Annotated in this window: 20 protein-coding genes; 6 read left to right on the top strand and 14 right to left on the bottom strand. The window is 70.8% G+C overall.

Annotated elements, in window-relative coordinates; all coding sequences use genetic code 11:
- Positions 1-472: 472 nt before the first annotated feature.
- From JKJ07_RS04555 to JKJ07_RS04530, 6 genes are read right to left on the bottom strand one after another with little or no spacing between them, the layout of a single operon-like run.
- Entirely contained in the window at positions 473-2,023 is a 1,551-nt protein-coding gene (locus JKJ07_RS04555; protein ID WP_202989915.1) for a nucleoside hydrolase-like domain-containing protein, read from the bottom strand.
- 8 nt (positions 2,024-2,031) lie between these two features.
- Positions 2,032-3,585 (bottom strand): glycoside hydrolase family 140 protein, encoded by a 1,554-nt coding sequence (locus JKJ07_RS04550; RefSeq protein WP_202989914.1) that lies wholly within the window; start codon positions 3,583-3,585, stop codon positions 2,032-2,034.
- Positions 3,582-4,460, bottom strand: coding sequence for a carbohydrate ABC transporter permease (locus JKJ07_RS04545; RefSeq protein WP_202989913.1), 879 nt, complete (start codon positions 4,458-4,460; stop codon positions 3,582-3,584). Before JKJ07_RS04545 ends, JKJ07_RS04550 begins: the two co-directional genes overlap by 4 nt.
- Positions 4,457-5,353: a carbohydrate ABC transporter permease gene (locus tag JKJ07_RS04540; protein ID WP_202989912.1), complete on the bottom strand. Its 897-nt coding sequence runs from the start codon at positions 5,351-5,353 to the stop codon at positions 4,457-4,459. The genes JKJ07_RS04545 and JKJ07_RS04540 overlap by 4 nt, the downstream gene beginning before the upstream one ends.
- Positions 5,354-5,356: 3 nt before the next feature.
- Positions 5,357-6,661, bottom strand: coding sequence for an ABC transporter substrate-binding protein (locus JKJ07_RS04535; protein ID WP_202989911.1), 1,305 nt, complete (start codon positions 6,659-6,661; stop codon positions 5,357-5,359).
- Positions 6,662-6,663: 2 nt separating this feature from the next.
- A complete protein-coding gene (locus tag JKJ07_RS04530) occupies positions 6,664-7,578 on the bottom strand; it encodes a nucleoside hydrolase (RefSeq protein WP_307834115.1) in 915 nt (304 codons plus the stop codon).
- Between the two features lie 194 nt (positions 7,579-7,772).
- Between JKJ07_RS04530 and JKJ07_RS04525 the strand changes: the two genes are divergently transcribed.
- The 4 genes from JKJ07_RS04525 (at position 7,773) to JKJ07_RS04510 (ending at position 16,036) form a co-directional block, all read left to right on the top strand.
- Positions 7,773-8,795 (top strand): LacI family DNA-binding transcriptional regulator, encoded by a 1,023-nt coding sequence (locus JKJ07_RS04525; RefSeq protein ID WP_202989909.1) that lies wholly within the window; start codon positions 7,773-7,775, stop codon positions 8,793-8,795.
- A gap of 60 nt (positions 8,796-8,855) precedes the next feature.
- Positions 8,856-9,965 carry an alpha/beta hydrolase family protein gene (locus JKJ07_RS04520; RefSeq protein WP_202989908.1) on the top strand — a complete coding sequence of 370 codons (1,110 nt, stop codon included), beginning with the start codon at positions 8,856-8,858 and terminating at the stop codon, positions 9,963-9,965.
- A 32-nt stretch (positions 9,966-9,997) separates the two neighbouring features.
- A complete protein-coding gene (locus JKJ07_RS04515) occupies positions 9,998-14,419 on the top strand; it encodes a glycoside hydrolase family 2 TIM barrel-domain containing protein (RefSeq protein ID WP_202989907.1) in 4,422 nt (1,473 codons plus the stop codon).
- An 84-nt stretch (positions 14,420-14,503) separates the two neighbouring features.
- Positions 14,504-16,036 (top strand): PAS domain-containing protein, encoded by a 1,533-nt coding sequence (locus JKJ07_RS04510; RefSeq protein WP_202989906.1) that lies wholly within the window; start codon positions 14,504-14,506, stop codon positions 16,034-16,036.
- On the opposite strand, the gene JKJ07_RS04505 is transcribed toward JKJ07_RS04510, so the two are convergent.
- Entirely contained in the window at positions 16,033-17,496 is a 1,464-nt protein-coding gene (locus tag JKJ07_RS04505; RefSeq protein ID WP_307834114.1) for an alpha/beta hydrolase, read from the bottom strand. The two genes, JKJ07_RS04510 and JKJ07_RS04505, sit on opposite strands and share 4 nt — an antisense overlap.
- 162 nt (positions 17,497-17,658) lie before the next feature.
- Here JKJ07_RS04505 and JKJ07_RS04500 point away from each other — a divergent pair, with 162 nt between their 5' ends.
- Positions 17,659-17,868, top strand: a complete 210-nt coding sequence (locus tag JKJ07_RS04500; protein WP_202989905.1) for a Rossmann-fold NAD(P)-binding domain-containing protein — start codon at positions 17,659-17,661, stop codon at positions 17,866-17,868.
- A 24-nt stretch (positions 17,869-17,892) separates the two neighbouring features.
- Here JKJ07_RS04500 and JKJ07_RS04495 read toward each other — a convergent pair whose 3' ends face one another.
- From JKJ07_RS04495 to JKJ07_RS04470, 6 genes are all read right to left on the bottom strand, one after another.
- The gene (locus tag JKJ07_RS04495; RefSeq protein ID WP_202989904.1) at positions 17,893-19,335 is read right to left on the bottom strand and encodes a PepSY-associated TM helix domain-containing protein; all 1,443 of its coding nucleotides are present in this window, start codon (positions 19,333-19,335) and stop codon (positions 17,893-17,895) included.
- Positions 19,336-19,539: 204 nt separating this feature from the next.
- Entirely contained in the window at positions 19,540-19,935 is a 396-nt protein-coding gene (locus JKJ07_RS04490; RefSeq protein WP_202989903.1) for a nitroreductase family protein, read from the bottom strand.
- Positions 19,935-20,597: a class I SAM-dependent methyltransferase gene (locus tag JKJ07_RS04485; protein WP_202989902.1), complete on the bottom strand. Its 663-nt coding sequence runs from the start codon at positions 20,595-20,597 to the stop codon at positions 19,935-19,937. Before JKJ07_RS04485 ends, JKJ07_RS04490 begins: the two co-directional genes overlap by 1 nt.
- A complete protein-coding gene (locus tag JKJ07_RS04480; protein WP_202989901.1) occupies positions 20,594-21,364 on the bottom strand; it encodes an ABC transporter ATP-binding protein in 771 nt (256 codons plus the stop codon). The genes JKJ07_RS04485 and JKJ07_RS04480 overlap by 4 nt, the downstream gene beginning before the upstream one ends.
- On the bottom strand, positions 21,361-22,320 hold the full coding sequence (locus tag JKJ07_RS04475) for an ABC transporter substrate-binding protein (RefSeq protein WP_202989900.1): 960 nt from the start codon (positions 22,318-22,320) through the stop codon (positions 21,361-21,363). Before JKJ07_RS04475 ends, JKJ07_RS04480 begins: the two co-directional genes overlap by 4 nt.
- Complete coding sequence (locus JKJ07_RS04470; protein WP_202989899.1) at positions 22,317-23,405, bottom strand: FecCD family ABC transporter permease; 1,089 nt, start codon at positions 23,403-23,405, stop codon at positions 22,317-22,319. Before JKJ07_RS04470 ends, JKJ07_RS04475 begins: the two co-directional genes overlap by 4 nt.
- A 127-nt stretch (positions 23,406-23,532) precedes the next feature.
- On the opposite strand from JKJ07_RS04470, the gene JKJ07_RS49605 reads away from it, so the two are divergent.
- Positions 23,533-24,501 carry an AraC family transcriptional regulator gene (locus JKJ07_RS49605; protein ID WP_236028242.1) on the top strand — a complete coding sequence of 323 codons (969 nt, stop codon included), beginning with the start codon at positions 23,533-23,535 and terminating at the stop codon, positions 24,499-24,501.
- A gap of 15 nt (positions 24,502-24,516) precedes the next feature.
- Here JKJ07_RS49605 and JKJ07_RS04460 read toward each other — a convergent pair whose 3' ends face one another.
- Complete coding sequence (locus JKJ07_RS04460; protein ID WP_202989898.1) at positions 24,517-25,101, bottom strand: TetR/AcrR family transcriptional regulator; 585 nt, start codon at positions 25,099-25,101, stop codon at positions 24,517-24,519.
- Between the last annotated feature and the right edge of the window lie 22 nt (positions 25,102-25,123).

The raw sequence follows: 25,123 nt of genomic DNA, 5'->3' as shown, positions 1-25,123 counted from the left end.
TACTTGTTGTGGCAGTGTTCGCTGGGTTCGGTGTTGCGTGGAGCGGATGTGAGTGCTCACTTACGTGTTGGTGGTGGTCGCTGGGCTCGGCGGTTTCAGCGTTCCGATGTGAGTGCTCACTTACTTGTTGTGGCAGTGTTCGCTGGGTTCGGTGTTGCGTGGAGCGGATGTGAGTGCTCACTTACGTGTTGGTGGTGGTCGCTGGGCTCGGCGGTTTCAGCGTTCCGATGTGAGTGCTCACTTACTTGCTGTGGCAGCGTTCGCTGGGCTCGGCGGAGCGTGCATCCGATGTGAGTACTCACTTACCTGGTTGGAGGGCGTATCCAGCTTGGCCGGCTGGGACGAGCGAGCGTGCGGCGCCTGCATTTCTCGGCCGTTGATGGGGATGTGAGTGCTTACTTACCTGGTTTGTGAGTGCCCACCCGGTCCGCTGTTCCGATGTGAGCACTCACTTACCTGGGTGGTGACGGGATCAAGAGACGGTGAGCACGACCTGGCCGTACCGGGAAAGGCGGTGCTCCCCGTCATCGGTCGCGGTCAGGGTGAGGATGATTCGCTGCCCGGCTGTGGCGTCGGCGGGCACCGTGACGCGGGCCGTGCCGTTGGTCGTCGCGGTGACGGTCGGGGCCGTGGTGACGGTGCTGGCCTCGGAGTAAACAGTCCATGTGGCGGTCACCCGGTCGCGGTCCGGGTCGGTGACTCGGGCCCGGACGATGACGGTCTGACCGGGACGCGCGGACAGCGACGGCTGGCTGATCCGTACGGCCGGGGGGTGGTTGGCCTTGCCGTAGGCCGGGGTGACGCCCCAGTCGGCGCGGGCCGCGAAGTCGTCCTGGGCGGCCGGCACCCAGCGGTAGAGCGAGTACGCAGGTTCCGCCCGGCTCGTGACCGGATTGAGGTCGCCCTGCGGGGTGTAGAGGTTGGGGGTCGTGCTCGCGAAGCGTCCGCCCCAGCTGCCGAAGCGGAGGCCGTTGTCGATCAGCGGCAGGAAGGCGGGAGTGTCGCCCTCGGAGATCATGTCGTAGCGCTCGAACGGGCCGACGAAGTCGTACAGCCGCCAGGTGGCCAAGTCGTACTTGACGCCGGCCAGGCCGGGCTGCCATCCGAGCGCCTCCGACTCGCCGGCGAGGTGCTGGCCGTCGCCGATGAGGTGGTAGCCGGCCAGCAGGGGGCCGTGGCCGACCTTGATGTTGGGCTTCCAGAACGTGTGTTTGTAGTACGGCTTGATGCTCTCCGGGATGGCGGCGGCGTCCTTGCCACCGGTCCACGAGGTGAACGTGAAGCCCCAGTTGTAGACACGGATCCCGGGCCACGCCCGGCCGATGTAGTCGGCGTACGCGTTGTCCTGGTTGCCGATGGTGGCGATCACGGCCTTGCGGGTCACCTTGTCGCGGATGGCGTTCCAGCGCGGGGAGTTCTTGTACTGGTCCTCGATCGACAGCAGGGCCCGGGCGATGGTGTTCTGCCCGCCCCACGCCTGCAGCCACAGGTCACGCCGGTCGTCGTCGAGCAGGGCGGCCTTGATCAGGTCGGAGCCGGGGGTGTCGGCCGAGAAGTCGTTCTCGAAGTTGACATTGCCGACGGCCACTGTGGACCGCAGCTCGCGCGCCGAGGGGTAGCGGTTGTCGTGCTTACGCAAGTTGGGCAGGAGTCTGGCGTACTGGGCGATCTGCTGCTCGATCCACCGGTCGGGGTTCCAGCGCCAGGTGGTGGCGTCGGCCGAGTTCGCCGGTGTGCCCGCAGTCTGGCCGTTGAAGCTGGTGACGATGCCGGCCGCCATGGCCTGGGTGAGGGTGTGGCTGCCGTCGCCCTTCCAGTGATGCACCGACGACGAGTAGACCAGACCGTCGACGTCGATCTCGTTGGTGTAGTAGAGCAGCCGCATCATCGAGTTCATGTCGTCGGCTTCGCCGTCAGTGGTGATGATGGTGCGCGGCGGCGGGGAGGCGGCCTGAGCAGGGGCCGGTGACGCCACAAAGCTGGTGGCGGTCACCACGACTAGACCGATGGCTCGGAGAGACACGGAACCTCCTAAGGAGCGTGGAAGACGACGACAGGAGCGTGGAAGATGACGACGCGGGGTTGCCGGTCGGGGTCGGCGTCGATGGTTTCGCCGGAGCGCAGGCGCCCGGTGCCGGTGATGCGGCCAGTCCGAGGGTCGACGATGCGGTAGTCCGGTGGTGTTCCGCGCTCCTGCAGCATGCGCAGCGCAGCGCCGTTCTCCTGGTACACAATGTGCAGCAACCCAGCCACGAGCACACTTCGCGGGCTAAGAAAGGTCTCCCACTCCGGCACCATGTCGGTGGTCGGCAACTCGCGCAGAATCTTGCCGATCAGCCCGACGTAGGCAGAACCCTCATAGTCCAGCGCATCCCGCCAACTCCCCTTAGGCGCCAGGAAGTACGGCGCATGCCCCGGTTCGCCGTCGCGATGAACCCACTGCCAGATATTCGCCGCGCCGTAGACGACGCCCATGGTCGAGCCCGCGCACAGGTTGCTCCACGCCTCATGCCCCTGCCACCAACCGGCCGCCACGTCGGGATGGCCGGTGCGTTCGTAGCTGGGCTCGCCGTTCGCCACCGCCTTGACCGGCGTCTCGCGCCACATGTCGGCCACCCGTTCCGGCACATGCTCGCCGCCGTGGCCGGTTTGGCACCACTGGAAGTCGAGCCAGGGCGCGTCCTGGTGGGCGTTGGCCCTGGCGTGCGGGCGGTAGTGGATGCCGGTGGGCTGCCCGTAGCAGTCACTGTCGTGGACCGCCCGGCCGCCCGCCTCGATCTGGGGTTCGGTGCCGGCCCCGTCGGCGCCGACCAGATACACAGCCGGGCGTGCGCCGTAGCGAGCCACCAGATAACGGCAGTAGCGCGCGTATTCGTGGGGCGGCACGACCGTCCCCGCCACGTCCAGGCCTTTCCAGCCGAAGCCCTGGAAGACCGGTTGCAGCACCGGCACCAGACCGTGCTCGGCGAGGATGTCGAGCAGCCCGTCGAGGTATTGGAAGTAGCCGGGGTTCAGCTCGTTGAGCCGGCCGGTCGGCAGGTCCTCGAAGCCGACGTCGAAGCCCTCGTCGGCGCTGCGGTCGCGGGGCCCGGTCGCGCGCATGTCGGGCTGCACCGTCATCAGCAGCACGGCGTTGAAGCCCTTGGCCTGCCGGTCACGGGCATAGACCCGTACGTCGTCCGGGGTGGCCCGCCACGGCAGCGCCCACGCCGTGTCGGCGACCAGCAGCGCCGGGGTGCCGTCGGCGTGGACGAGGCTGCGGCCGCCGGGCGACATGCGCCAGAAACCGTGCCGGTGGAAGGGATCGGTGCTGTCGGCGGCAGCGACGTCGAGGTGGCCGGACACCGCGTGCAGCCCGGGGTCGGCCACGGTGGCGGTGGTGCTCCAGTGCCAGGTGCCGTGGCCGACCGGCGAGGCGAAGCGGACGCGCCAGGTCTGCCCGCCGTCGTAGAACGCCGGTCGGCGCAGGACGGTCCCGTCGGTGTGGGTGAACTGCGCCCACACGTCGATGGACCCGTACGGGTCGGGAAGTGCTCGTGAAGCGGTGAGCGTGATCTCGGCCTCGCGCCAGGGGTGGACTCTCATCCCTTGGACGCTCCGGCGGTGAGGCCGCCGACGATCCAGCGCTGCAGGAACGTGTAGGCGACGAGGATGGGCACGACGGCGATGAGGATGCCGGCGGCCAGGCCGGTGTTGTTGTTGGAGAACTGGCCCTGGAAGTTGAGCAACCCGACCGGGATCGTCTTGTGGGCGTCCGAGTTGAGCAGGATCAGCGCGAACAGGAACTCGTTCCAGGTCGCCACCGCGTCCAGGATGAAGACGGTGACCAGGGCGGGCGCCGAGAGCGGGAGCACGACGGTGAGGAAGATGCGCCAGGCGCCGGCGCCGTCGATGCGGGCGGCCTCGATGATCTCGTCGGGGATCTGCCTGATGAACGACTGCAGCACCAGCACCTCGAACGGGATGCCGAAGGCCAGGTACGGCCCGATCAGCCCGATCAGGCTGTCGGTGACCCCGGCGCTGCGGGCCATGACGAAGACCGGCACGATCGTGATGTAGATCGGGATCGTCAGGCCCAGGAAAACCGTGTACATGATGGCCGCGCCGAACCTGATGCGCAGCTTGGCCAGGGCATACGCGAGCATCGCGGAGACGAAGACGCCGAGCGGCACCTTGAGGATCAAAAGAATCAAGCTGTTCCGGTACGTCGTGGCGAAGTTGCCGATGTTCCACGCGTCGGTGAAGTTGTCGAGGGTGAACGTGCCGGGCCAGGAGAGCGGACCGTGCGAGATGAAGTCGGCCAGCGGCCGTACGGCGGTGATCACCAGCAGCACGAGGGGCGAGATCCACAGCAGGGCGACCAGAGTCATCACGACGGTGGCGCCGATCCCGCCGCGGCGCTTCTTGGCGACCGGCTGCTCGGCGGAGACGGCGGTGTCGGGCACTAGGAGTGTGGTCATACGGCGTGCTCCTTCGTCTGGGAGCGGACGTACGGAATGCTGACCGCGATCGCCACGACGGTGATCACGACGGCGATGGCGGTGCCGTAGCCGGCCTGGTTGTACTGGAAGACGTTGAAATACATCCAGGTGCCCATGACCTGGGTGGCCGTGCCCGGCCCGCCGTAGGTCATGGCGTAGATCAGGTCGAACACCTTGAACGAGTCGATCACCGACAGCGCGATGACCACGTAGTGCGCGGGCCGCAGACCGGGCATCGTGATGTGCCAGAACTGCTGCCACTTGCCCGCGCCGTCGACGGTCGCCGCCTCGTACAGGTCGGGGCTGATGCTCTGCAACGCGGCCAGGTAGAGCAGCATGGGGAAGCCGACGCGCAGCCAGATCGCGGCCACCATCGTCGCGCCGAGCGCCGTCGAGTCCTGGCCGAGCCACGGCTGGGCCAGGCTGTCGAGCCCGACCGCCCGCAGCGCCGCGTTGATCGCGCCGTACTGCGGGTTGTAGAGCCAGCCCCAGATCGAGGCGACGCTCACCAGCGGCAGGACAGCGGGGGTGTAGAAGATGAGCCGCAGGAAGGGTTTGCCGCGGACGGTGCCGTTGAGCACGACGGCCAGCGCCAGGCCGGCGACCACGGGGACGACGACGGTGACCACGGCCCAGATCAGGTTGTTGACCGCGGCCTGCCGGACGACCGGGTCGGCGGCCATGTCCGCGTAGTTGCCGAGGCCGACCACGTTGTAGCCGGCGCTGAGCCCGTCCCAGTCGGTGAAGCTGAACCACAGCGACGACAGCGCCGGATAGACCAGGAAGGCGAAGTAGACCAGCAGCGCGGGCAGGGCGAACGCCCAGGCGACCAGGCCCCCGTGCCTGGTCTTTCTCCTTGCCGGGACACCCATCGCCTAGTCCTTGTCCCAGGCCTTGATGACGTCCTGCATCTTCTTGGCGGCGTCGGCCGGGCTGGTCTTGCCCTGCAGCACGTCGCTCTGCACGGCGAAATACTGGTCGGCCTGCTTCTTGGGCAGCGCCTGGTCCTGGATGGTGTAGAACGGCTGCTTGCCCGGGCCCTGCGCCCACTCGTACGACAGGGGCAGCGTCGCCTGGTCGGGCTCGGCGCCGGTCACGACCGCGTTGGTGATCTTCAGCGCCTTGATGGTGTCGACCTGAACGAGGAAGTCGATGAGGGCGGCCGCCATGTCCGGGTTGCCGCTCTTCGCGTTGACCATGTAGCCCTCGACGAAGCCGGAGTGCCGGGCCGGGGTCTGGTCGGTTGGCAGCTGGAAGACGCCGAAGTCGTCGGACTTCTTGCCGCCGGCCTGGATGCCCTGCGCCTCGGTCCAGGCGCCGGTCATCGTGTAGGCGGCCTTGCCCTGCACGTACCAGTTCTCCACGTCGGCCGGGTCGAGCCCGACCGCGCCCTCGGGCAGCCACTTCTGGTCCTGCCACTTCTTGAAGTTGGTGAACGCGGTGACGACCTCGGGCCGGTCCCAGCTCTCGGCCCCGGTGAGCAGCTTGTCGTGCAGGTCGGGGCCGGCCGAGACCTCGAGCAGGTATTCGAATAGGCGCATGATGTCCCAGCCGTACTTGCCGCCCAGGCTGGCCGGGGTGATGCCCGCCGCGACGAGCTTGGCGTTGACCTCTTCCAATTCCCCGTACGTCTTGGGCGGGGCGCTGATGCCGGCCTTGCTGAACGCGGCCTTGCTGTACCAGCCGCCGATGCCGGCCCCGATGAACGGCACCCCGCCCTTGACCCCGCCGAACGTCATGCCCTCGATGGCGGCCGGGCTCAGCTTCGAGTCCCACCCGAACTTGGTGTAGTAGGCGCTCAGGTCCATCGACTGCTTGGCCTTGACGAACGGCGCGCCGATCTGGCCGCCCCAGATGCGCCACACGTCGGGGCCCTTGCCGCCCAGCAGTTCGGTGCGCAGCTTGTCGGGATAGACGGCCGCGCCCGAGCCGGGCAGCGAGTCCACCGTCGTGGTGGTCCCGTTCTTCTGGTCGAACGCCTTGACCTGGGCCTTGAGCAGGTCGACGGTCGAGTTGTCCTCGTAGGTGAACAGCCGCAGCGTCTTGGCTCCGGTGCCCGGCCCGCCGGTCGAGCCGGTGTCGGAGGATCCGGTGCCCGTGCAGGCGGCCAGGCCCGCGGCGAGGGCGGCCGCACCGCCCAGGCTGAGGAAGCGGCGCCGGCTGAGCTCGTTGTCGTTCATCGTCATCTCCTTGTCGGGGGAACTTGCGGGCGACCGGAGTGCTGCGACCGGCCGAAGCGGCGGATCTTGGCGAACATGTCCTCGAGCAGGAACCGGACGTCGACGGTCTCGACGACCCGGATGGGGTTGCCGGTGCCCGGCAGGTAGTGACCCTCGCGCCCGAAGCGGGGGGCCGGCACGGTGCGGAACTGGCCACCGCGCGGGTAGAGCAGCAGCGAGATCGCCGGCGAGTCGCCCAGCGAGCGCGACTCGATCGGCTCGGGGTGGTGGGTCGCGTTGAACTCGACGAGCTGCTCGATCAGGTAGTCGGCCAGCGGCGACGTGCCGCCGATCTTCTCCTCGAGCTCGGCGTAGCCCACCGAGACCTGGGAGTACACGTTGGACGGGACCTGCCAGACGGTGATGCCGGACCCGAAGACCACGTTGGCCGACGGGATGTCGTTGCCGAGGTTGAACTCCGGCCCCGGGTACGTCTCGATGCCGCCGTAGCCGACGCCGCCGATCCAGACGACGGTGACGTCGCGGTGCACGATCTCGGGGTCGAGCAGGATCGCCGCGGCCATGTCGGTCAGCGGGCCCAGGAAGGCGACGTAGAGCGGGCCCTCCTGCTTGCTCTCCTCGATGATCAGCCGGGCGCCGGGGCTGTCCTGCGGGGTGGTCTCGTCGGGCATCGCCTCGGCCGCGCCGTTGGCCACCGTCACCTTGCCCGCCAGGTCGAGCAGGTCGAGCAGCCGGTCGATCTCCTCGCGGGACTCCTGCATGCTGCGGTCGGTGCGGCGGTGGCCGAAGTGGGCCGCGATCAGACCGCGGACGTCCAGCGTGGGGGAGAGCAGCGCGTGGACGATCGCGTACTGGTCGTCGGCCTCGTTCTTGGCGTCGGTGTTGACGATGACCCGGCGACGGGAGGGAACGGACACCGGTGCTCCTAACCTGATTTCGATGCGGACTGGCATATTTATTCAGTGGAAGGGGAGAGGGATCCGCAGGTGTGTTATCGATAACCTAGGCGACAGGTTATCGATAACCTAGAGGCTGGTTTGTAACACGTCGGTAACGAGAAATTGGTCTTGAGCCATACTCGACGGGCGGCGTACCGGAAAAAGGGGTGGGAATGTCAGAGCCACGGCCGCCGCGACCCAAGATGGTGGACGTCGGCCGGCTGGCCGGGGTGTCGGCCCAGACGGTCTCGCGGTTCTACACCGGCAAGGGCTACGTGGGCGCCGAGACGCGCGAGCGCATCGAATCGGCCATCGCCCAGCTCAACTACCAGTTCAACGGGTCGGCGCGGAACCTGCGCGTGAACGCGACGCGGACCGTCGGCGTGCTCACCACCGGGCCCTCGGTCTACGGCACCTGGTCGATCGTGCAGGGCCTCAACGAGGCGGCCCACGACGCCGGCTACGCGCTGTTCACCAGCTGGGTCGAGTTCGACCCGGCCGACGCGAGCGCGCCCGGCGAGGTGCACGAGGCGCTGGACCGGTTCTTGTCGGCCCGGGTCGACGGCATCCTCATCTCCTCGCCCTACCCCGGCATCGAGGACGTCCTCGAGCGGGTCTGGGAGACCGTGCCGGTCGTCATCCTGTCCGGCCGGGCCTGGCCGAGCGCCGACTCGGCGGCGGTCGACTCGTACGAGGCCGCCCTGCTGGCCACGCGGCATCTGACCGGGCTGGGGCACCGGCGGGTGCTGCACATCGCGGGTCCGGAGCAGGTCATCGAGGCGCAGGACCGGGAGCGCGGCTATCGGGACGCGCTGGCCGAGGTGCGGGCGGCACCCCTGCCGGTGCTGCGCGGAGACTGGTCCGCCCAGTCCGGTTACGACGTCGGCGCCGGCGTCGACACGTCGAGCTTCACCGCGGTGTTCAGCGGCAACGACCAGATGGCGCTGGGCTTCATGAACGCGCTGCGGGGCCGGGGCCTGGTGGCGCCGGCCGACTACTCGATCGCCGGGGTCGACGACATGCCCGACGCGCGCCACTTCGCGCCGCCGCTGACGACCGTCTGGATGGACTTCGTCGAGCTGGGCCGGGTCGGCTTCCGGATGCTGGCCGAGCGCATCGCAACCGGCGAACGCGTCGCGCGGCACGTGATCCACCCGCACCTGGTGCCACGAGAGTCGAGCGCACGACTTTCGTAGGGGCCGGCTGCTGACTGTCGGCGGTTCTGGATCGGCCGGCCGGTTCCTAGCGTGTGGCGCATGACCGGATTCCCCGTACGCAAGGTGCTCGGCGCCGCCCTGGCCCTGCTGGTGGCGACGCTGCCGATCGGTGCCGCCGCGAGCGCCGCGCCCGCCCTCAGCCTGCCCCGGCCCACAGGCCCGTACGCCGTGGGCACGACCACGCTGCACCTGACCGACCCGGCCCGGGCCGACCCGTGGCGGCCGGACGTACGGCGCGAGCTGATGGTGTCGCTGTGGTATCCCGCCCGGCCCGACGACGGCCCCGCCGCGCCCTACACCACGGCCGCGGTCTCGTCGCGGATCGTCGCCGCCGAGGGGCTGCCGCTGCCGCCGGACGTGCTGACCACCGTGGCCACCAACGCGCGGCGCGACGTGCCGGTTCGCCCGCCGGCCGGGCGGGGCTGGCCGCTCGTGGTGCTGTCGCCCGGGTTCAGCCTGAGCCGCGAGTCGCTCACCGGCCTGGCCGAGGATCTGGCCGCCCGCGGTTACGTGGTGGCCGGCGTCGACCATCCGTACGAGGCTCGTGGTGTCGAGTTCCCCGACGGCCGGGTAGCCGAGTGCCTGGCCTGCGAGCTGGACGGGGTGCTGCCGAAGGTGGTGCGAGGCCGGGCCGCCGACGTGTCGTTCCTGCTCGACCGGTTGACCGGCGCCCGGCCCGCGTGGCGCGGCGCCCGCTACCTCGACCGTCGGCGGATCGCGGTAGTGGGCCACTCGATCGGCGGGGCGAGCGCCGCGCACCTGCTCACCACCGACCGCCGCGTGGACGCCGCGGCCGACCTCGACGGCACCCTGTTCGTCCCGGTCGCCACGAACCGGCCGCTGCTGCTGGTGGGCGCGGACCGGCCGGCCGACGCCAGCTGGACGCGGGACTGGCCCGGCGTGACCGGCTGGAAGCGGTGGCTGACCGTGGCCGGCACCGGGCACATGTCGTTCACCGACCGGCCGGTGCTCGGCGCCCAGCTCGGCCTGGACCCGGGGGCCGTCCCGGCCGAGCGGCAGCTGCTGATCACCCGCGAGTACGTGGCCGCGTTCCTCGACGTGCATCTGCGCCACCGTCACCGGCCGCTGCTGGACGGGCCGTCCCCGGCCTTCCCCGAGGTCGCTGTTGACACCCCCTTAAGAAATTGATTGTCTTCGATAAGTAGACGAGGGGGTCCCCGATGTCGTGGTTCTCGAGTGCTGCCCTGGCCCTGATCCTCGCCGTGCCCGGTCCGGTCCCCGTGGCCGCGGCCGAGCCGGTGGGGGACGGCCCGCAGACCGTGGCGGACGTCTACCGCTACCTGGAGAACCCGGAGCTGACCGGGGAGGGCCAGGAGGAGCCGCACGCCGACCTGCGCCCCTACCCCGACGCGCGGACCGCGGCGGCCGACGTGACGCGGCACGACCTGCCCAACCCGTACGCGCGAAGCCTGAACGGCCCCTGGCAGCTGAAGATCTTCGACCGTCCCGACGACGTGCCGGCCGCCTTCCGGGCGGGCGGGACGGCCACCGCGGGCTGGCCCACCGCGAGCGTGCCGCACACGTGGCAGTCGGACTTCCTCGACCACCCGATGTTCCGCAACATCCCGTCCGACATCGCCCCGGACGACCCGCCGCGGGTGCCGCGCGACGTCAATCCCACCGGTGCGTACGTGAAGACCTTCGACCTGCCGGCGAGCTGGGACGGCGGCCGGGTGTTCCTCCGCTTCGAGGGCGTGACGAGCAACTATCTGGTCTGGGTCAACGGCGGTTACACCGGCTACGACCAGGGCGGCTACACCCCGGCCGAGTTCGACATCACCGAGCGGCTGCGGCCGGGCCGCAACACGATCGCGGTCCAGGTGCACCGGTGGGGCAGCGGCGCCTACCTCGAGGACGTCGACCAGTGGCGCTACTCCGGCATCTTCCGCGACGTGTGGCTCTACCGCACCGGCGAGGCCCGGCTGAAGGACGCGTACATCACCACCGATCTGGACGCCGGCTATCGCGACGCGACCCTGCGCGTGGCCGTCGAGCAGACCGGCGGGGCGCAGACCAGGGGGACGCTGCTGGACGCGAACGGCCGCACGGTGGCCACCATGACCGGCGACGACACCCTGACCGCGCTGGTCGAGAACCCGGCGAAGTGGTCGGCCGAGGAACCGAACCTCTACACGCTCGTCCTGCAACTGCTGGACCGTACGGGGAAGGCTCTGCACACCACCGCCCAGCCGGTCGGGTTCCGCGAGGTCGAGGTGCGCGACCGGCAGATCCTGGTCAACGGCGAGCGGATCCTGATCAAGGGCACCAACCGGGCCGAGACCGACCCCGACACCGGCCGTCATGTGACCCGGCAGGCCCAGCGCGACGACGTGGCACTGATGAAGAAGCTCCACATCAACGCCGTACGCACCTCGCACTACCCGAGCGACCCGTACCTCTACGACCTGGCGAACCGGCAAGGGCTGTGGGTCGACGACGAGGTCGACATCGAGACGCACAGCCACGAGAACTGCCCGTCGAACTGCCTGGCCGACCGCCCCGAGTGGCAGGCCGCGTTCGCCGACCGGTTCCGGGCCATGGTCGAGCGCGACAAGAACCACCCCAGCGTCATCTTCTGGGACACCGGCAACGAGGCCGGTCTCGGCGCCGCCCACCACGCCATGGCGGCCTGGGCCGACGCCAACGAGCCGACCCGGCTGCTCTACCACCAGTCGAACAACCCGGACGGCGACGCGCCCTTCGCCGACGTCGACGGCCCGCGCTACCCGACGCCGGCCCGCCTGGAGAGCCGCGTGCGGAGCAGCACCAAGCCGGTCGTCATGGGCGAGTACGCGCACGCGATGGGCAACGGCCTCGGCAACTTCGACCAGTTCTGGGCGCTGGTCCGCAAGTATCCGGAGCTGCAGGGCGGTTTCATCTGGGACTGGGCGGAACAGAACCTGCGCCAGCCGCTCGTGCTCACCCCCGACTCGGCGAGCGGCATCCAGACCTTCCTCGTCGGCAAGCCCGGAACCGTACCGGGCCGGCGCGGGAAGGCCGTCGAGCTGTCCAGCCTGGACGACTTCGTGGACGTCTTCCGCGACCGGCGGCTCGACCTGACCGGGCCGCTGACGCTCGACGCGTGGGTCCGGCCGGGGGAGTGGGCCGGCAGCTTCCCGATCCTCACCAAGGGCCAGGCGTACGGGCTGCAGATGCGCGACCGGGACACGCTGGAGTTCCGCCTCGGCGGGTCCACGGCGGCCGCGGACGTCCCCGCCGACTGGTACGGATCCTGGCACCGGGTCACGGGGGTCTACGACGGCGCGGCGCTGCGGCTGCTGCTCGACGGGGCCGAGGTGGCCACCACCCCGCGTACGGGGGCCGTGGATCCGGGATTGTTCGAGGTCAACCTGGGCCGCAACGCCGAGACCCAGCAGGACAACGACCTGGGCAACATCCGCACGGGCCGCGGCCTGATCGACGACGCCCGCATCTACGCGCGGGCGCTGGCCCCGGCCGAGCTGGCCGCCGACCCCGCCGGCCGGGCGGTGCTGGCCCTCGACTTCGACACCTTCCAGCGCCGCGGCGACTTCCTCAGCCTCGGCATCAGCCTGTCCGGCACCGACGGGCTGGTCGGCTCCGACCGCTACGTCCAGCCCGAGACGGCCGAGATGGCGTGGGCGCAGGCCCCGATCCGGTTCACCCGCACCGGTACGAAGGTGCGGGCCCACAACGAGCAGCAGGCCGGCGCGCTCGAAGTGACCCTGCGCTGGTCGCTGAAGGAGCAGGACCGCACGTTGCGCAGCGGCAACCGGCCCGTACGGCTGGCCCCCGGCGCCACGTACGAGTTCGACACCGGCCCGCTGCCCGCCAACCCCTTCGACCGGGAGCGGTTCCTCAACGTCTCCGCGGCCAAGGGGGAGTGGGTGCTCGGCCACGACCAGTTCGCCGCAGGCGGTCAGGCCGTGCCCGGCATCCGGCCCGTCCCGGTGCCCGGCGCGCCCACGCTGGCGACCGACGGCGAGCGCCTCACGGTGTCGGGCCAGGGCTTCGCATACAGCTTCGACAACGGCACCCTCGCGTCGATGCGGGCCGGCGGGCGCGAGCTGCTGCACGGCGGCCCGGTCCTCGACGTGTACCGGCCGCCGACGAGCAACGAGACGTACGACTGGGGCACCGACGACCGCCGCATCTGGCACGACCTGGGGCTCGACGACCTCACCACCACGGTCACCGGCGTCACCAGCCGGCGCGAGGCCGACGCCGTGGTCATCCGGGCGACGAGCACCGTGGCCGGCAAGGGCGTCTCGTTCGCGCAGACCATGACCTACCGCATCGACAAGCGCGGCACGATCACCCTCGGGCACGAGGTGAATCCCGATGAGCGCGCGGCCGTCCTGCCGTACCTGCCACGGGTGGGCATCTCGCTGCAACTGCCCGACACGATGCGGAAGTTCGCCTGGTACGGCCGCGGACCGCAGGAGAACTACAACGACCGGCACAGCGGCTCCCCGATGGGCGTCTATCGCAGCACAGTGGACGACCAGTACGTGCGGTACTCGCGGCCGCAGGCGTACGGCAACCACCACGACACGCGCTGGGCCGCCCTGACCGACGGCCGCGCCGGGCTGCTCCTCGGCGGCATGCGCGACGCGAGCGTCACCGCCTGGGACGACCTCGACCGCGCCGAGTACGACCATCAGCTGCCCCTGGTCCGCAACCGCGGCTGGGTCACCCTGCACGCCGAGGCGGGCGAGACGGGCATGGGCGAGACCCCCAACTCGGTGCTCGCCCCATACCGTCTGGCGCCGACGCAGCCGTACCGGCACGAGCTCGTCCTGCGCCCGCTGACCGGCGCCGAGGCCCGCGCGGGCGGCGTGCCCGACTCGGACGTGCCCGCGCCGTGCCCGCCCGGGGTGGCCATGACGGTCGACGGCACCGCGGTCCGCGTCGACGTGACCTCCCGCTGCGCCGCGGGGCTGGCGGACACGACCGTACGGCTGGCCGCCCCGGAGGGCTGGACGGTGACTCCGCCCGTCGTCGAGCTCGGCGCCGTCACGGGCACCGAGACCGCGGCCTTCACGGTGACCCCGCCGCCCGGCACCGACGTCGGCGAGCACCAGCTGACGGCGACCGTGGAGGCCGGGGGCCAGTTCCCCACGTCGACGACCGCCACGGCCGTCGTCCGGACGCCGCTGCCACCCGGCTACGCCTGGCTCAGCGACCGCCCGTACACCGCGGTGGCCAACGGCTGGGGCCCGGTCGAGAAGGACCGCAGCAACGGCGAGCAGGCCGCCGGCGACGGCCGCCCGCTCACCATCGCCGGCGTGGAATACGAGAAGGGTCTCGGCGCCCACGCCGTCTCGACGGTCGACGTGCCGCTCGACGGCTCCTGCACCCGCTTCCGGGCCGACGCGGGAGTCGACGACGAGACCGGCTCCGGCGGCTCGGTCGTGTTCGAGGTCTGGCTCGACGGCGTCCGCACGGCGACGTCGCCCCGGCTGACGGGGGCCGGGCTCGCCCACCGCTTCGACGTCGACGTGACGGGCGCCCGCACGCTCCGCCTGCAGGTCACCGACGCCGGCGACGGCAACGGCAACGACCACGCCGACTGGGCGGCCGCCCGCCTGGCCTGTTCCTGACGGTCCTTTTCCTCAAGTCGACCCTCTCGCAACCGATCAGCGTCGGTGCCGGATCAGGTAGCACGCGAGCGGGAGGACACGGACTTGTCGGATCAGACGGCCACCACGGGTAGCACGGACGAGCTCCTGGCCGAGCTTCAGAGCCAGGTCGAGGCGTACGAGCGCGGATCGGCCACGGCCGAGTACAGCCCGCAGGGCCGGATCCTGCGCGCCAACGACGCCTTCGCCGAGCTGGTGGGGGCCGACCCGGCCGCGATCGTGGGCACCGATCACCGCTCGTTCGTCTCGCCCGAGGTGGCCGCGTCGGCCGAATACACCGAGTTGTGGGACCAGCTGCGTTCCGGCGGCAACTCGACTGGCGAGTTCCGGCTGGTCTGGCAGGGCAGCCGCGACCGGTGGATCCGGTCCAGCTGGGTGCCGGTCAAGAACCGCGCCGGCCAGGTCGTCAAGGTGGTCGAGCACGCCCTCGACGTGACCCCGGGCAAGCGGGCCGCGGCCGACGCGCAGGGCAAGATCCAGGCGATCACGCGCTCCCAGGCGGTCATCGAGTTCGACCTCGGCGGCCACATCCTCGACGCCAACGACAACTTCCTCGCCCTGGTCGGCTACGCCCGCGACGAGGTCGTCGGCCGGCACCACCGGATGTTCGTCTCCGACCAGGACGCGCAGTCGCAGGCGTACCAGGAGTTCTGGCGCAAGCTGGGGGCCGGCGAGTTCGTCTCCGGTGAGTTCCACCGCTACGGCAAGGACGGGCGCGACGTCTGGCTGCAGGCCGTCTACAGCCCGATCCTGGGCATCGACGGCAAGCCGTGGAAGGTCGTCAAGTTCGCCGTCGACGTGACCGAGGCCAAGACCCGCAACGCCGACTTCGAGGGCAAGGTCACCGCGATCCGGCGCTCGCAGGCGGTCATCGAGTTCGACCTCGCAGGCACCGTGCTCGAGGCCAACGACGCGTTCCTCGACCTGATGGGCTACCGCCAGGAGGAGATCGCCGGCCGGCACCACCGGATCTTCGTCGACCCCGCCGAGGCGGGCCGCCCCGAGTACAAGTCATTCTGGGAGATGCTGGCGCGCGGCGAGTTCCACTCCGCCGAATACCGCCGCATCGCCAAGGACGGCAGCGAGGTGTGGATCCGGGCGACGTACAACCCGATCCTCGACGCCGACGGCAAGCCGGTGAAGGTGGTCAAGTTCGCCAACGACGTCACGGCCGAGAAGCTGCGCAACGTCGAGCTGGCCGGGCGGCTGGCCGCGATCGACCGCTCGCAGGCCGTGATCGAGTTCGACCTGGACGGCCGCATCCGCACGGCCAACGACAACTTCCTCCGTACGGTCGGGTATTCCCTGGACGAGATCGTCGGCCGGCACCACTCGATGTTCTGCACCCCCGAGTACGCCGAGTCCGACGAATACCTGGGCCTGTGGGCGGCGCTGCGCACCGGCGAGTTCCGCTCCGGCCGCTTCCACCGGCTCGGCCGGGACGGGCGCGACGTCTGGCTCCAGTCCAGCTACAACCCGATCCTGGACCTGTCCGGCAAGCCGGTAAAGGTGATCAAGTACGCCTACGACGTCACCGAACAGGTCCGGCTCGAGCAGCGGCTGAGCGTGCCGGTCTAACTCGCCTCGGCCGCGCAGGCCAGGTCGCGGGCCGGCCGTCGCCCGGTGGTCAGGAACGCGGTCACCGCATCGTTCGCGCACGTGTTGCGGGCGAACAGCCCGTACGCGCCGTGGCCGCCCTGATCGGCCGTGACCATCCGGGCCCGGTCGCCGAACGCCCGCCGCAACTCCCGGGCCCCGGCCAGCGGGGTTCCGGGGTCGCGCAGGTTCTGCACCATGAGCACGTTGGACGGTCCCCGGTCGGTGATGCGCACCCGCGGCTCGATCGGGGACGGCCAGAACGCGCACGGCGTGATGTTGGCGGCGGCCGCACCGATCAGCGGATACCGCATCCGGAATTCCGCGACGTCCCGCTGATAGCTGCGCACCGACCGCGGCCAGCGGGAGTCACCGCAGACCACGTGGTGGCGGCTGGAGATCAGGTTGTCCGCGTCCGCGGGAACCGGGTCGGGCGGCAGCGGCCGGCCGGTGTCGAGCGCCTGCCACTTCGCGGCCAGGCCGGGCATGCCCGCGTCGACGTAGAGCGCGTCGAACGTGATGCCCCGGAACAGCGAGCCGTCGATGCCCTGGGCCGGCGCCTTGTCCAGCCGCGCGGCGAGTTCGGAGAACTTGGCCCGCACCTGCTTCGGCGTGGTGCCCAGCCCGTACTGCGGGTTCGCGGCGACGAACTTCGCGAAGTCGGGGAACCGGTCCTCGAGACCGAGGGCCAGCCGGCGGAAGCCCGTACGGTCGTAACCGCCCGGCCCCAGGTTGCTGTCGAGCACGATGCGGTCGCTGCGCCTCGGGAACAACGTCGTGTAGACCGCGCCGAGATATGTGCCGTACGAGGCGCCGAGGAACGAGATCTTCGGCTCGCCCAGCGCCTGCCGGATCCGATCCATGTCGCGGGCGGTGTTCGCCGTGGTGATGTGGGGCAACATCCAGGCCGTCGCCGACGTCGCGCACTGCCGGGCCAGCGCCTTCGAGATCGTGGCGTCCCGCACCACGTCGGCCGCGTCGTTCGGATAGGGGAAGTTGCGCCGCGCGATCTGCTCCGGCGTCACATCACAGGTCACCGGCGCGCTGCGGCCCACCCCACGAGGATCAAAACCGATCACGTCGTACGTGTCCTGGACGCTCCGCGGCAGCGGCTCCGGGAAGATCGGGTTGACCAGCGTGGCCGGATGACTCAGCCCGGCCCCGCCCGGCCCGCCCGGATTGGTCAGCAGCACGCCCCGCCGCTGCCCGGGGTTCTTGCTCACGAGCCGCGAGACCGCGATGTCGAGCTGCCGCCCCTCCGGCTTCCGATAATCCAACGGCACCCGTACGGTCGTGCACTCCAACGCGGGCGCGGCGACCTCGGCCGGACACGGCCCCCACCGCAACCCGCCCGTGGCCGCCGCTTCCGACTCCGCTCGAACCGTGACCGCCGCAGTGGCGGCAACGGCCACCACCACGACGACCGACAAAGCTTTACGCACCTGAATCGCCCCCTCCGATGATGACGGGGCCAGTGAAAACCATGGCGCAGCGACACAGTCAACCTCCGACCGCCTCGTTGCCGTGCCGCCGGTCGAGCGCCGCGCGTCCGGCGAGCGCGTCCCCCGCTCTACCGGGGCAGCAAGGCCGCCCTGAACATGTTCATGCGCGGGTACGCCGCCCGGCAGCCCGAGGGCACCGCTCGCGCGCTCGTGCTGATGGCGCCCGGCTGGATCAAGACCGACATCGGCGGGCCGGACGCGCCGTTCACCATCGACGACAACATCCCGAAAGTCGTCGACGTCCTGCTCGCGAAGCGCGACCGGCCCGGCCTCGAATTCCTCGACTACTCGGGAGACACCGTCCCGTGGTGATGACGAACGCCGACGGCCGTACCGTCAGCGGCCGGCCGGAGCGGGGGACACCGGCGCCTCCGTAGGTGGGCGCCGGCGGCCGCGCCAGGCGGCGAGGGCGAGGTCGACGGCGATGAAGGCGGCCAGCGGAATGCCGAACAGAGGCAGCACCCAGGCCAGGCCGAACACGACCGGCACGCCGACGGCGATGGCCCACGGCGGCAGGTTCTGCCAGGCGCCGCGCTCGCCGAGCGGGGCGCCGACGGGGGCGCGGCGGTCGGCGCGGGTGGGGCGGCGCTGCCACCACATCCGGTAGCCCCAGACGATCACGCAGATCACGCCGAAGGCCAGCAGCGCCAGCACGACCTGGTTGGCCAGGCCGAACAGGTCACCCATGTGGGCGTAGATGCCCCACTGGGTCAGCTTGGCCATGAACGGCCAGTCGGCGAAGTCGCTGCGATCGGTGACCGTGCCGGTGGCGGCGTCGACGGCGATGCTGTCGCGGCCGACCGGCCAGCGGGCGTCCTCCTCGGTGACCGTCCACGCCGTCCCGGTGGTCTCGGGTACGGCGACGGTGAGTTTGCCGCCGATGCCGTTGGCCTCGGCCACCCGCATCACCTGGTCGATGGCGGCCGGATCGACCGGGGTGCCGCCGCCTTCGGTCGCGCTTCCCCCGCCGTGATGACCGCCGCCGGCGGGAGCGGCCGCCGCGCCGGTCAGTTCGGTCGACACGGCGGGCCGGCTGCCCTTGAGCGCGTCGACCGCGGCGTTGAAGTTCGCGCCGGCGTGGTTGGACCAGGTCAGGCCGGTGGCCGACAGGAACAGCAGGCCGACCGACAGCCACAGCCCGGTGGACGCGTGCCAGCCACGGGTGCGCCGGACGCCCTTCTTGGCGGACAGGTCGGGGCGCAGCATGCGCTTGCCGCGCTGCCGGCGCCACCACAGCGCGACGCCGCCCAGGGCGAGGACCCACAGCCAGCTGGCGGCGAACTCGGAGTAGTAGAAGCCGATCTCGCCGAGCTGCAGGTTGGTGTGCAGGTCGTCGAACCAGGTCCGTACGGGGGTGCTGACCCACCACGTGGTGAGCTGCCCGTTGACCTCGCCGGTGTACTGGTTCACGTACACGGTGTGCTTGTGGTCGAAGTCGAGCTCGGGCGCGGTGAAGTCGACCTGGGTGGCGGTGTCGCCGAAACCGGGCCGGACCGCGGCGATGTCGCCCTCGGGATGCGTGCCGCGGGCCGCCGCGAGCTGCGCAGAGAGCGGCTGGGCGGTGCCGCCCGGGGTGACGGTCAGCTCGTCGGCGTACACGGCTCGTTCGATTTGCGGGGTGAATGCGTACGCGGCCCCGGTCAGCGCGGCCAGCAACACGAACGGCGCGACGAAGATCCCGGCGTAGAAGTGCAGCCGCAGCAACAACGGCCCGAAGGCGTGCCGCGACGACCGCCGGCGAACCGGCACGGGGGAGGGCGGCGCTTGGGTGGCGGTCATGGGCTCCTCGTCGGGGTATTCACAGGCGTCGAATTTCGGGGATGGCGCAGTTGCTTGGTCGACACCCGGCGGCGACTAGTTCCCACCGCCCCGCACGAAAATGAAGTCAGACGTTTACGAGCCTTGTGGCGCTATTGACCGTGACCCGTCATTCCGGCTCATGAGGGCGCTCCGGAGCGGTGATCCAGCCGGGGCGCCCTCAGCTCATGAACCGACGCCGGGCCGGCGCTTCGCGCAGGCCGCGACGAGAGCGCTCAGCGACGCCAGGTAACGAGCTCGTCGAGCGGCTTGCGGCGCTTGGCCAGCCTGGCCGTGGGCACCCCCGGGTCGTCGGCCGGATAGCCGAGCGTGATCACCCCGGCCAGGGCGACGTCGCCGCGGCTCGAAGCCGTTCGCCAGATACCAGGGCTCGGCCACGGCGGCCAGGGCGGCCCGAGCGCCCGGGTCGGTGACCACGACCAGGCGGTGGCCCTGGCTGAAACCGGCGCTGGGGGCGCGGTGCACCACCTTGACGACGCGTTCCAGCACCTCGTACGGGATCGGCTCGGTGCGGTAGTTGCGGACGATCCGGCGGCCGCGCAGCGCGTCCCGGAAGTCCATCAGGCCCGTCCGGTGATGAGGTACTGCATCTGCACCTCGTGGCCGGGCGCCACGCCGTACTTCTCGTCCAGTTCGTAAATGGCGGTCAGGGGCGTGACGGTGACGTCGGCCAGTCCCGCACGGGAGAGCACCGCGGCGGTCTGGTTGATGTCGGTGGCCTGTGCGAGCGGCAGGGACTGCCACACCGACGGGTCGTAGAAGTCCTGCGGGCCGTTCGGGAACCAGGTGCTGTCGACGACCGCGACGGTGCCGCCGGGGCGCAGCAGGCGGATCCAGTTCTTGACCGCGGCCTCGGGATCGCGCAGCGTCCACATGACGTATCGGCCGGTGACCGCGTCGAGGCCGGCCTCGGGAAAGTCGGGCTCGACGGCGTCACCGAGGCGAAAATCCACATTCCCGTACGAGGAACGCGCCTGTTCGAGCATGCCGGGGGCGAGGTCGATGCCCGTGACGCGGTGACCCAGCCCGGCCAGGATCGCCGCGACCTGGCCGCTGCCGGTGCCGACGTCGAGCACGTCCAGCGGCGCGGGTGGCAGCGCGCCGGCCCACACCCGCGACCACGCGGCGATGTCGTCGGCGAGCCGGTCGGGCTGCAGCTGATATGCGGCGTAGCTGGGGGCGCGGCCGGTCCAGTAGTCGTTGATCTGGTCCTGAGTGGTCATGCGGCCTCCTGGGCGAACGGGTGGAACAGCAGGTGCAGGTGGCCGTCGAGGTCGAGGCGCTTGATGCCGATGCCGTAGACCGGTTCGAGGGTCGCCGGGTCGAGCACCTCGTCGACGGGGCCGGCCGCGGCCACGCCGCCCGCGCCCAGCAGCACGAGGTCGTCGCAGTAGCGGGCGGCCAGGTTGAGGTCGTGCAGCACGACGACCGAGCAGGTGCCCAGGCCGCGGACCAGCCCGAGGACCTCGTGCTGGTAGCGGATGTCGAGGTGGTTGGTCGGCTCGTCGAGCAGCAGGTGGGTGGCCTGCTGGGCCAGCGCGCGGGCGATCAGCACCCGCTGGCGCTCGCCGCCGGAGAGCCCGCTGAAGGGGCGCGGGCCCAGGTGGGTGGCGCCGACGCGGGCCAGGCAGCGGGCGGCGATCTCGTGGTCGGCCCGGCCGGTGCGCTGGAACGTCGACAGGTGCGGGCCCCGGCCGAGCAGCACCATCTCGGCCACGCTGAGCGCGGTCTCGCCACCGGTCTCCTGGACGACGACGGCCATGCGCAGCGCGGTCTCGCGCGCGGACAGCCGCGGCAGCGGATCGTCGTCGACGGTGACGCGGCCGGTGGGGCTGCGCAGGGCGCCGTAGAGCAGCCGCAGCAGCGTGGTCTTGCCGGAGCCGTTCGGCCCGATCAGCCCCAGCACGCGACCCGGCCGCGCGGCCACGCTGACGCCGTCGATCACCGGCGCGGCGCCGTACCGCCACGACACCTCGGACGCCTGGATCACTGCTGGAACCGCTCGACGATCCGCTCCAGACCGTCCACCGACAGCGGCGACGGCGGCTCGGTGAAATTGAACAGCTGGGTCATGACCTGCTTGTTCCGCACGGCCTGGAGCTTCTCGGCACCGGGCAGGCTGGTCACGGCCTGCTCGACCTGCGCCGGGTCCCCGTCGCCGTAGAGCAGGATCAGCACGTCGGGGTTGCGGCCCAGCAGCTCCTCGAGGGTCACCTCGAAGACGCGCTCCTTGCTCTCGCCGAACACGTTCGTGAAGCCGGCCGCCTCCAGCTGCGGGTGGGCCATGCTGGTCGACCCGTACGCGTACGTGACCCCGCCGCCGACGGTCGGGTAGAGCACCGCCGCCGTACGCCCGTTCCCGGTCTTCTCGATCTTGCCGACCCGATCCTTGAGCGCGCCGGCCGCCGTGGCCGCCCGCTCGGGCCGGGCAAAGACCTTCCCGTACGTCTCCAGCTGCGCATAGATGTCGTCGAAGCTCGGCACCACCGTGTTGTCGGGGCACATCGCCGGCTCCTCCAGCAGCGGGATGCCGACGGCCGACAGGGTGTCGCGCGACAGGTTGTCGACCTCGCCGAAGACCAGGTCGGGCTGCTGGCTGATCACGACTTCCTTGCTGATCTGCAGGTGCCCGCTGGTGTCGGTCTTGTCGGTCAGCAGCGGGATCTTGTCGAGCTCGGCCAGCGTGGCCGCGTCGTAGTACTCCTTCGGATACTGCCCGGCGCGGGCGGTGACCCGGTCGAGCACCCCCAGGTCGTGCAGGTAGGGCACGGCGGCGCTCTTGAGCAGCACGGTCCGCTCGGGCGCCTTGTCGAAGGTGACGTCGACGCCACAGTTCTTCACGGTGAGCGGATAACCCGCGGCGGCCTCGCTCGCGGCGCCGTCGGCGGCGCCCCCGCACCCGGTGGTCACCAGCAGGACGGCGGACAGGACGGCGATCTTCTTCATGCGGTGCCTCCGGCGTGCAGTCGGCGGATGAGGATCAGCAGGAACGGGGCACCGAGCAGCGCGGTGATGATGCCGATCGGGATCTCCTGCGGGGCCAGCAGGACGCGGGCGATCACGTCGGCCCAGACCAGCAGGATCGCGCCGAGCAGCGCGGCGACCGGCACGACGCGGACGTGCGGGGCGCCGACCAGCCGGCGGGCCAGGTGCGGGATGACCAGGCCGACGAAGCCGATGCTGCCGGACGCGGAGACCAGCACGCCCACGCACAACGAGACGATCACGAGCAGCCGCATCCGGAACCGGTCCGGGTTGACGCCCAGCGTGTGGGCGGTCTCGTCGCCGACGGCCAGTGCGTCGAGCCGGCGCCCGGCGACGGTCAGACAGAGCGTGGTGCCGCCGATCACGAGGGCGGCCACCGTGAGCAGGGCGTCCCAGCGGGCCAGGCCGAGCGAGCCGAGCAGCCAGAACATCACCGACCGGGAGCCCTCGGCCGACCCCGAGGCGAAGATCAGGAAGCTGGTCGTGGCGTAGAGCGCGTACCCGACGGCGACGCCGGACAGCAGCAGGCGGATCGAGGTGACCCGGCCCCCGCTGCGGGCGATCACGAAGACCAGCAGCGAGGCGGCCAGCGCGCCGAGGAAGGCGCTGGTCGACAGGGCGTACTGGCCGAAACCGGCGCCGGCCCCGAAGAGAATGGCCGCGGCGGCGCCGCTGGACGCCCCCGAGTTGATGCCCAGCAGGTAGGGATCGGCCAGCACGTTGCGGACCATGGCCTGCAGAGCCACACCACAGACGGCGAGCCCGGCGCCCACGAGCATGCCGAGCAGCACGCGGGGCAGCCGCACCTGCCAGACGATCGCCTCCTGCGGCGGTGTCCAGGTCACGTCGCCCACGCCGAACAGCTGGTGGGCGAGGATGCGGGCCACTGTCGCAGGGCCGATCGCGATCGCTCCCGTGCCGACCGCGATCACCCCGGTGACCAGCAGGCCGACGGTCAAGACGGCCAGCCGGAGCGTCGTGCGGCGACGCCGGGCGCCGATTCCGAGCACGTCGTGCTCCCGGGTCTCCGAGAGAACGGTCGTCACCGCCACCCCTTAGTTCTTGCCAATCTTTGGCAATAACCTATCAGCTCGATCAATCGATGGCTCGACCGGATTACTGGACTTCGCATGGCGGCTTCGCGGTCGTAACGTCGCGCGGGAGGAGGCTGACATGCCCGCACAGCAGATTCCGATCATCCGCGCCGCCACGGAGTCCCGGAACTTCGACGAAGTGCGCGATCTGATCAGCCGGCGCTACGTCGATCACGTGCCGCGGCTGACCGGCAACGGCCGTGACTTCGAGTTCCGGTCCCGCCTGATCTCGGCCGGCGGGCTGGTCATCGACCGGCCGAGATATCTGGCCACGATGAGCTTCCACACCGAGCCGTTCCGGACTCTGCTGACCTCGTCCGTGCTCTCCGGCCGCTATTCGGTGTCCGACGGCGACCGGCACGGTCAGGCAGAAGCCGGTGAGGTCATCCTGTATCCGCCCGACGCCACGCTCGACCTGGTGCTGGACCGCAGCGACCAGTACGTCTGCCAGCTCCCGATGGAGGCGGTGGACCGGGTCGCGGCCCGGCTCGGCGTCAAGGCGGCCGACTTCCGCTTCGACGCGGTGACCCCGATCTCCGCCGCGGCCGGGCGCCGCTGGGCCGACACCGTCGTCTATCTGATCCGGATGCTGGCCGCGCCGGGCGAGACCGGCATCAACGAGCTGATGCTGACCAGCCTGATCGAAGCGGCGGCGGCCACCGCGGTCACGGTCTTCCCCAACACCACCATGACCACCAGCTATGTCGCCGGCCCGCAGCCGATCACGCCGGCCGCGGTCCGGCGCGCGATCGCCTATGTGGACGGCCACGCCGCCGACCCGATCACGCTGGAGGACATCGCGGCCGCGGCCGGCATCGGCGTGCGGGCCCTGCAGGCCGGCTTCCGGCGGCACCTGGACACCACCCCGATCGGCTACCTGCTGCGGGTCCGGCTCAACCACGCGCACAACGCCCTGCGGGCGGCCGACCCCTCCGTCGAGACGGTGGCCACCATCGCGCACCGGTGGGGGTTCACGCATCTGGGCCGCTTCTCGGTGCGGTACCGCGACATGTTCGGCCGCCGCCCGAGCGAGACCCTGCGCTCCTGAATGAACGGCTGCCGGTCAGCTGGGACGCGTGTTGTTCTCGGTGAGCTCCAGCAGCAGCGGCCGCATGCGGACCAGGTGCCGCTGGGCGAGCTCGGCGCTCTGCAGGACGAGGGCGGACAGCCCGTCGGCGGCGAGCTGGACGAGAGCGACCCGGTCGGGGTCGAGGCCGTCCGCGGTCAGCTCCACGTCCCAGCGTTCGGCGTCGGCGTGGATCAGCTCGGCGACCCCGGGCGAGGAGCGGAAGATGATCAGCGCCTCCCAAGCGGTGTTGCCGGCGCTGTCCGGGTCCAGGTCGGCGCACATGGCCCGCACGTAGCCGCGGAGCAGCTTGCCGGGGTGGTTCTCGGCCAGGTCGACCCGGGCGTACACGTCCTGCCGGAATCTCTCGATCAGGTCGGTGGCCACCGCCTCGAACAGCGCCTCCCGGGAGGGGAAGTGGTGCAGCAGCCCGCCCTTGGAGACCTTGGCCTCCTCGGCAATCTTGCCGATGGAGACGCCCGCGCCGTGCCGCACGACCGCGCGGGCGGTGGCCGCGAAGATCGCGAGCCGGGTGCGTTCGGTGTTGCGGGTGGGGCCGGCTGAGGTGTCGGTCGGGCTCATATGACCCAGCTTACCAATAATC

Origin of the sequence: Paractinoplanes lichenicola, from assembly GCF_016785085.1 — a bacterium.
Lineage (GTDB): Bacteria > Actinomycetota > Actinomycetes > Mycobacteriales > Micromonosporaceae > Actinoplanes > Actinoplanes lichenicola.
The sequence above is the reverse complement of the archived record's forward strand: the minus strand, read 5'-3'. Positions and strand labels throughout refer to the sequence as shown.